The sequence below is a fragment of the Reyranella sp. genome, from assembly GCF_017305915.1.
GTDB lineage: Bacteria > Pseudomonadota > Alphaproteobacteria > Reyranellales > Reyranellaceae > Reyranella.
In genome coordinates, this window is sequence record NZ_JAFKJN010000029.1 from 80947 (window position 1) to 88638 (window position 7692).

The following is a 7692-nucleotide window of genomic DNA, read 5'->3' on the forward strand; positions in this document are numbered from 1 at the left end:
TGAGCGAAGCGAAGGATCTAGCGCTTCGACAGGGACTTTGGTCGATCTGCTAGGTCCTTCGCTGCGCTCAGGACGACAGAGCCTACCGTCCCTTGAATGCCGGCTTGCGCTTTTCCATGAAGGCGCGGCGACCTTCCTTGAAGTCGTCGCTGTTGAAGCAGGCTTCCGCCATCTTCTCGAGCTTCTTGTGGTCCTGCTGCGATTCGGGCTTGGCGATCTCGCGCGCTGCGGCTTTTGCCAGCGCGATCGTCAGCGGCGCGTTCTGCGAGATCGCGTCGGTCGTCCTGGCGACCAGCGCGTCGAGCTCGCCGTCGGCGGCGACGGCGTTCACCAGGCCCATCTCGTAGGCCTCCTTCGAGGAGTACTGCTTCGCCGTGAACAGGAACTCCATCGCGCGCGGCAGGCCGACGATGCGCGACAGCCGCTCGATGCGCAGGAAGCCGTAGCCCAGGCCGAGCTTGGCGGCCGGCACGCCGAAGCGCGCGCCCTCGTTGCAGAAGCGCATGTCGCAGCAGGCCGCGAGGTTCATGCCGCCGCCGATGCAGTAGCCGGTGATCTTGGCGATGGTCGGCTTGGGGAAATTGTAGAGTCCCTCGTAGCCTTCCTTGGAGATCGCGTCATAGCGCACCTGCGCCTCGGCATTGGCGCGCTCGCTCTCGAACTTGGAGATGTCGGCGCCCGAGACGAACGCCTTGCCGCCGGCGCCGCTCACCACCACGCAGCGCACCTCGGGATCCTTCTCGTAGTCCCTCAGGAGGCCGACGAAGGCATCCCACATGTCGAGCGAGACGGCATTCAGCTTCGCCGGATTGTTGAAAACGACATGGCCCACGGCGCCTTCGCGGCTGCCGTAGATTTTCTGCTCCTGCATGCGGAACTCCTTCCAACTTTCGAATTTATAGCGCGAGACAGACGATTTGAATAAGGTGTGAACAAGGGAGGATGAGTGGCCTCAGTCGAACTGAAGGGCCTCGGCAAGCGCTACGGCGAAGCTGTCGCGGTCGATAATGTGTCTTTGCTGATCGGGCACGGTCAGCTCGTGTGCCTGCTGGGTCCGTCCGGCTGCGGCAAGACCACGACGCTCCGGCTGATCGCGGGCTTCATCGAGCCATCGACGGGCGAAATCGCGGTCGGCGGCAAGGTGCTGTCCTCGCCGCAGCGCACGGTGCCGCCGGAAGGCCGCGCCATGTCGATGATCTTCCAGAGCTACGCGCTGTGGCCGCACATGACGGTGGCGGAGAATGTCGCCTACGGCCTGCGCATTCGGAAGATGGACAAGGCGACGATCGACGCCAAGCTCACGGCGATCCTGTCGACGACCAAGCTCGAGCCGCTGGCTCAGCGCTATCCGGGCGAGCTGTCGGGCGGCCAGCAGCAGCGCGTGTCGCTGGCGCGGGCGCTGGTGGTCGAGCCGGAGACGCTGCTGCTCGACGAGCCGCTCTCCAACCTCGACGCCAACCTGCGCGAGGAGATGCGCTTCGAGATTCGCCGCCTGCACGACCGGTATCGCTACACGACGGTCTACGTGACCCACGACCAGGCCGAGGCGATGACCACGGCCGACCAGATCGCCGTCATGAATCTCGGCCGCATCGAGCAGCTCGGCACGCCCAAGGAGATCTACGACCGGCCGCGCTCGGTGTTCGTGGCGCGCTTCATCGGCGGCAGCAACATCCTCGAGGGCAAGGCGGTCGATGCCGGTCACATATCGGTCGCGGGCGGCACACTGGCGACCACCGGGCGCACGCTGACCAAAGGCGAGGCGGTGGCGGTGTCGATCCGCCAGCACGAGATCGAGATCGCAACGAAATCCGATTCCGCCAACGCGCTTCACGCCGTGGTGAGCCGGCAGGTCTTCCTCGGTGCGGCGCGCGACTATACGGTCGTGCTCGACGACAAGACCGAGCTCAGGGTGACGGCTTCGCCGACCCAGGACATCGCGCCGGGGCAGGAGGTCTGGCTGCGCCTTCCGGCCGAACGATGCCGGGCTTTGACGGGAGGAAACGAACGATGACGCGGAAGCTGACGCGCCGGCGCGTACTTGCCGGCTCGACGACGGCCCTTATGGCGAGCGGCATGGCGAGCGGCTTCGTGACCGCGGCAAAGGCTGCGCCTCCGGCCGAGAGCATCACGCCCCAGCTCATCGAGGCGGCGAAGAAGGAGGGCAAGGTCACCTGGTACAGCTCGGTCGACCTGGCGCTGGCCGAGAAGGTCGCCAAGGGCTTCGAGGCCAGATATCCCGGCATCGCGTGCAAGGTCGAGCGCTCGGGTGCCGAGCGCAACTTCCAGCGCATCGGCCAGGAGTACGCCAGCAAGATCTACAATTGCGACGTGGTGAACAGCTCGGACGCCGCGCACTTCATCATCTGGAAGCGGCAGAGCATGCTGGCGGCCTACGTGCCCGAGGACGTGGCGCGCGACTATCCCGAGGCGCACAAGGACCCCGACGGCATGTTCGCCTCGTGGCGCATCACGCTCTCGCCGATCGCCTACAACACCAAGCTGGTGAAGGCCGAGGAGGCGCCGAAGTCGTTCGCCGATCTGCTCGATCCCAAGTGGAGCGGCAAGATGGTCAAGGCCCATCCGGGCTACAGCGGCGTGGTCATGACCTCGACCCAGCAGCTCAGCCGCGATCTCGGCTGGTCGTGGTTCGAGAAGCTCTCCAAGCAGAAGATCATGCAGGTCCAGTCGGCGACCGAGCCGCCGAAGAAGATGCTGGCCGGCGAGCGCGCCATCATGGTCGATGGCGGCGAGTACCTGCTGATCCTGATGAAGGAGAAGAACGATCCGATCGAGATCGTCTATCCGACCGAAGGCACGCCGCTGATCAGCGGCCCGTCGGGCATCATGGCCAACGCGCCCAACCCCAACGCCGCGCGGCTGTTCCAGGCGTGGTCGTTCACCGCCGAGGCGCAGCAGCTCAACATCGACGTCGCCGGCCTGCGCTCGGCCCATCCCAAGACCAGGGACCACGCCGGCGCCAGGAAGTTCTCCGACATCAAGGTGCTGCGCGAGGAGCCGGCGGTCGTCGCCGACAAGGCCGACGAGATCAAGGCGCAGTACACCAAGTACTTCAAGGTGTGACCATGAAGCGCCGCTCCGTTCTCGCCGCCGGCCTGCTGTTGCCCTTCGGCGCGCGCGTGGTCTCGGCCGCGCCTGCCGCCGAGCCGGTGACGCCCGCGCTCGTCGAGGCGGCCAAGAAAGAGGGCAAGGTCACCTATTACACGGCGATGGACCTCAGCGTCGCCGAGCCGATGGCCAAGGCTTTCGAGGCCAATTACCCCGGCATCAAGGTCGCGGTCGAGCGCTCGGGCGCCGAGCGCGTCTTCAACCGCATCGGCCAGGAGATGGCGAGCAAGATCTACCGCGTCGACGTGGTGAACAGCTCGGACGCGGCGCACTTCATCTCGTGGAAGGGCGAGGGTTGGCTGGCGCCGTACCTCTCCGAGGAGATGGCGCGCGACCTGCCGGCCGACGGCCGCGATCCCGACGGCCTGTTCGTCAACCAGCGTACCCATCTCAGCCCGATCGCCTACAACAGCAAGATGATCGCGCCGGCTGACGCGCCCAAGAGCTTCAAGGACCTGCTCGATCCCAAGTACGCGGGCAAGCTGGTCAAGGCGCATCCCGGCTATTCCGGCACCATCATGACGGCGACGCTGCAGCTGAGCCGCGAGCTCGGCTGGTCCTATTTCGAGAAGCTCGCCAAGCAGAAGGTCTTGCAGGTCCAGTCGGCGACCGAGCCGCCCAAGCGCATCGAGGCCGGCGAACGCGCCGTCGCCGTCGACGGCAGCGACTACCTGTTCTGGATGGCCAAGGAGCGCGGCTCGCCGGTCGAGGTCGTGTTCGCGGCCGAGGGCACGCCGCAGATCAGCAACCCGATGGGCATCTTCAAGTCCTCGCCCAACCCCAACGCCGCGCGGCTGATGGTGAGCTGGATCATGTCCGGCGAGGGCCAGAGCTTCATCGTCAACCTGAGCGGCCAGTATCCCGCCAACACCAGGGTCAAGCCGAAGGAAGGGCGGCCGCCGCTCGCCTCGATCAAGACCTTCAAGGAAGATCCGGCCGCGGTCGAGAAGCAGGCCGACCAGATCAAGGCGCAGTACGCCAAGTACTTCAAGGTATGAGTATGGTGTCATCCCGAGCGCAGCGAGGGATCCTTGGCTGTCGCTGATGCAAAGATCCCTCGCTCCGCTCGGGATGACAGGCGGCGCCTGATCGACCTTTCGGGGCCGGCGCTGGCGGCAGTGGTCGCGCTGCTGGCGGTGATGATCGTGCTGCCGATGGGCTGGCTGGTCGTCTATGCCTTCGCCACCAAGGACGGCCAGGCGACGCTCGGCAACTTCGTCACCCTGTTCACCGATCCGAGCTTCGTCGATCCGCTGCTCGCCACCCTGCTCCTGTCGGTTTCGGTCAGCGGCCTGTGCTGCCTGGTGGCCGCGCCGATGGGCTGGCTGGCGGCGCGCACCGACATGCCGCTCGCCCGCACCGTGCGCACCCTGGTGATGGCCTCGCTGGTGACGCCGCCGTTCGTCGGCGCGGTGGCGTGGGAGATGCTGGCGGCGCCCAACTCCGGCCTGCTCAACCAGCTCTGGCGTCTGGTGACCGGCGCGCCCTCGGACGAGGCGCTGTTCGACATCTACACCATGCAAGGGCTGATCTTCGCGATCGCCTGCTACACGTTTCCCTACGTCTTCATCCTGGTCGCCAACGCGCTCGACCGCATGCCGGGCGAGCTCGAGGACGCCTCGTCGATGCTGGGCGCTGGGACGTGGGCGACGGCGCGGCGCATCACCATCCCGCTCGCGCTGCCGACCCTGCTGGCCGGCGCGCTGGTCGCCTTCCTGCAGGCGCTGAACCAGTTCGGCTCGCCCGCGATCCTGGCCATCCCGGCGGGCTTCCACACGCTCACCACCAAGATCTGGAGCCTGTTCCAGTTTCCGCCCAAGCCCGAGTTGGCGGCGGCGACCTCGCTGCCGCTGCTGCTGCTGACGGTGGCGCTGCTGCGCAGCCAGGCCGCGATCCTGGGCCGCCGCGGCTATGCCGTGCTGGGCGGCAAGTACGGCGCGCCGCGGCCGATCCGGCTCGGCGCCTGGCGCTGGGCAGCGGCGGCGTTCGCGCTGCTCGTGCTCGCCATGCCGCTGTTCCTGCCTTACGCGGCGCTGATCAATACGGCCTTCAGCCGAATCTCCTCGCAGCTCCTCGGCCCCGAGACCTTCACCCTGCACAACGTGGTGTTCACCTTCTGGCAGCTCAGCTCGACCCTGCCGGCGCTGCAGAACACCTTCCTGCTGGCGACCGCGACGGCGACGCTGGGCGGCGTGCTGGCGCTGCTGATCGCCTACATCGTGGCGCGCCAGGCGGTGGTCGGGCACCGAATCCTGGGCTTCCTCGCGACCTCGCCGCTGGCCATCCCCGGCATCGTGCTGGGCGTCGGCCTGTTCCTCGCCTACACGCGGCCGCCGCTCACGCTCTACGGCACGCTGTGGATCCTGCTGATCGCCTTCATCACCGTCGAGCTGCCGCAGGCCTACCAGCAGCTCGGCTCGGCCTTCCACTCGGTGCATCCCGAGCTCGAGGAGGCGAGCCGCATGCTGGGCGCCACGCGCCTGCGCGCGCTCAAGGACATCACCGCACCGCTGCTGCGCTCGGCGGCGATCGCCACCTGGTGCTTCATCTTCGTCGGCGTGATCCGCGAGCTCTCGGCGGCGGTGATCCTGTTCACCTCGGAGACCAAGGTGCTGTCGGTGCTGATCTTCGACCTCAAGGAGAGCGGCGACGTCGGCGCCATCGCGGTGCTCAGCCTCACCATGGTGATCCTGACCACCGTGGTGATCGTCATCGCCAACCGCATCGGCGGCGCGTACGAGGCGAGGGTGCCGACGCGCGTCGGGGCCTGACCGGCGGTGGCCTGGCCACCCCCCGGCGTCGCCGCGCCGCTGCGTACTGCCTGGGACTTCATGCGGCTGGTCCATCCGCCCGTGCCGGCCGATGCCATTTTGACTCTGGGCAGCTTCGACGTACGTGCCGCCGTCCATGCCGCCGCCTTGTGGAAGGCCGGACTCGCGCCGCTGATCATCATGTCGGGCGGCATCGCCCATCGCGGCGGCCTGCTCGACACCGGCTGGGACAAGCCCGAAGCGCGCGTCTTCGCCGACGCCGCGGTGGCGGAGGGCGTGCCCGCCACCGCGATCCTGCTCGAGGAGCAGGCGCAGAACACCGCGGACAATTTCGTGCTGAGCCGCGCCCTCGCCGAACAGGCCGGCCGGCGCCTGCGCAAGCTTCTGGCCGTCGCCAAGCCCTACATGACGCGGCGCGGCTACGCGACGGGACGCAAGGCCTGGCCGGAGGTCGAGCTGCTCATGCAGTGCGAGGCGATCGACGTCGCCGACTACTTCGCCCGTGAGGCCGAGCCCGAACGGACGCTGCTCGCCCTGGTCGGCGACCTGCATCGGATCGTGGTCTATCCGGCGCTGGGCTTCCAGATCGCCCAGGACGTGCCGCCCGCGGTGATCGACGCGCTGCGGCGCCTGGTCGAGGCGGGCTACGGTGCGCGTCTCGTTGCTGGCTACGACGTTGCCGGCAAGCCCACGGGCTAATCGTAAATGGCCACTTCTTCCGGGCTGACGGCGCGGCCGAGCAGGCGCTGGCCGTTCAGGATCTTGAGCGTGTCCTCCCAGCCCAGCCGGGTCTGGCTGCCGATCGGCACCGCGAGCTGGCGCGCCACGATCTGCATGCTGAGCTCGACATAGCGCGGCGGGAAGTCGGGGAACAGCTTGCCGAAGATCGCCGCCGCCTCGGCCGTCCGGTCGCGCACGAACTGGTAGCCTTCGGTCACTGCCTCGGCGACCAGCCGCGCCGTCTTCTCGCGCGTCAGCCAGGCGGCTTCGTTGACCACCAGGTTGAGGCTGTAGATGCGCACGCCGAAGTCGGCGAGCCGCATCACGGCGATGCGCCTGCCCTGGGATTGCAGCTCGGCCGGGGTGATCTCCTCGTAGTCGAGCAGCGCGTCGACCTGCTTGTCGAGCAGGGCGTTGGCGGTCCGGTCGACCTCGATCTCGCGGATGCGGTTGCGGTCGATGCGGTTGGCCGACAGGAGCGCGCGATACTCGTCGACCGTGGTGCTGCCCGTGACCAGGCCGACCCGCTTGCCGATCAGATCGCGCGGCGCGTCGATGCGGTCCTCGGCGCGGCTGTACAGCACGGCCGGCGTGCGGCGGTAGTAGACCGACAGGCTGCGGATCGGCAGGTCGCGCGAGCGGCCGATCGCGGTCGCCGAGGCGCTCGACGAGCCGATCCAGTATTCCTTGCCGGCGCCCAGCATCTGCGCCGCGACGGCCGCGCCGTGGCCCTCGACGATGCGCACGTCGAGGCCGCGCCGGCGAAACGCCTCGGTCTCGCGCGCGATGTAGAAGCCGGCGTAGGTCGGTGCCGGCTTCCAATCGATCAGCAGATCGACATGCTGCAACGGATCGGCTCGGCCCACCTGTGGCGCAAGCCCTGCCGCAAGCGCTGTCCCCAACAGCGTCCGGCGCCCCAAATCCCTAGGGAAGGTCTGACCAAGTCACGCAATGACGGCGTCGCCGGTCCTTGGTCTCGTAGTCGGCTCTTTTCCGTCGGAAGCCGTCACGAATGGGCGCAGAAGGCTCCGTATTTGCGGTGAGGTGCCGGCGTTCTCGCTGTCTCGCCCCT

At 67.7% G+C, this 7692-nt stretch carries 7 protein-coding genes; 5 read left to right on the plus strand and 2 right to left on the minus strand.

Going from position 1 to position 7692, the window contains the following annotated elements; all coding sequences use genetic code 11:
• Positions 1–82: 82 nt before the first annotated feature.
• Positions 83–871, minus strand: coding sequence for an enoyl-CoA hydratase (locus tag J0J01_RS26025; RefSeq protein WP_296386079.1), 789 nt, complete (start codon positions 869–871; stop codon positions 83–85).
• A 75-nt stretch (positions 872–946) separates the two neighbouring features.
• On the opposite strand from J0J01_RS26025, the gene J0J01_RS26030 reads away from it, so the two are divergent.
• From J0J01_RS26030 to J0J01_RS26050, 5 genes are read left to right on the plus strand one after another with little or no spacing between them, the layout of a single operon-like run.
• Positions 947–2014 carry an ABC transporter ATP-binding protein gene (locus tag J0J01_RS26030; protein WP_296386082.1) on the plus strand — a complete coding sequence of 356 codons (1068 nt, stop codon included), beginning with the start codon at positions 947–949 and terminating at the stop codon, positions 2012–2014.
• A complete protein-coding gene (locus tag J0J01_RS26035) occupies positions 2011–3084 on the plus strand; it encodes an extracellular solute-binding protein (protein WP_296386084.1) in 1074 nt (357 codons plus the stop codon). The genes J0J01_RS26030 and J0J01_RS26035 overlap by 4 nt, the downstream gene beginning before the upstream one ends.
• Positions 3085–3086: 2 nt before the next feature.
• On the plus strand, positions 3087–4127 hold the full coding sequence (locus J0J01_RS26040; protein WP_296386086.1) for an extracellular solute-binding protein: 1041 nt from the start codon (positions 3087–3089) through the stop codon (positions 4125–4127).
• 33 nt (positions 4128–4160) lie between these two features.
• On the plus strand, positions 4161–5900 hold the full coding sequence (locus J0J01_RS26045) for an iron ABC transporter permease (RefSeq protein ID WP_296386088.1): 1740 nt from the start codon (positions 4161–4163) through the stop codon (positions 5898–5900).
• Positions 5901–5906: 6 nt separating this feature from the next.
• The gene (locus J0J01_RS26050) at positions 5907–6599 is read left to right on the plus strand and encodes a YdcF family protein (RefSeq protein ID WP_296386090.1); all 693 of its coding nucleotides are present in this window, start codon (positions 5907–5909) and stop codon (positions 6597–6599) included.
• Here J0J01_RS26050 and J0J01_RS26055 read toward each other — a convergent pair.
• Positions 6596–7486 (minus strand): ABC transporter substrate-binding protein, encoded by an 891-nt coding sequence (locus tag J0J01_RS26055; protein ID WP_296386092.1) that lies wholly within the window; start codon positions 7484–7486, stop codon positions 6596–6598. The two genes, J0J01_RS26050 and J0J01_RS26055, sit on opposite strands and share 4 nt — an antisense overlap.
• Positions 7487–7692: the final 206 nt, after the last annotated feature.

Excerpts from the sequence above, each read along its gene's own strand:
- J0J01_RS26025 (WP_296386079.1), bottom strand. The coding sequence starts at position 871 with ATGCAGGAGCAGAAAATCTACGGCAGCCGCGAAGGCGCCGTGGGCCAT.
- J0J01_RS26035 (WP_296386084.1), top strand. The coding sequence starts at position 2,011 with ATGACGCGGAAGCTGACGCGCCGGCGCGTACTTGCCGGCTCGACGACG.
- J0J01_RS26040 (WP_296386086.1), top strand. The coding sequence starts at position 3,087 with ATGAAGCGCCGCTCCGTTCTCGCCGCCGGCCTGCTGTTGCCCTTCGGC.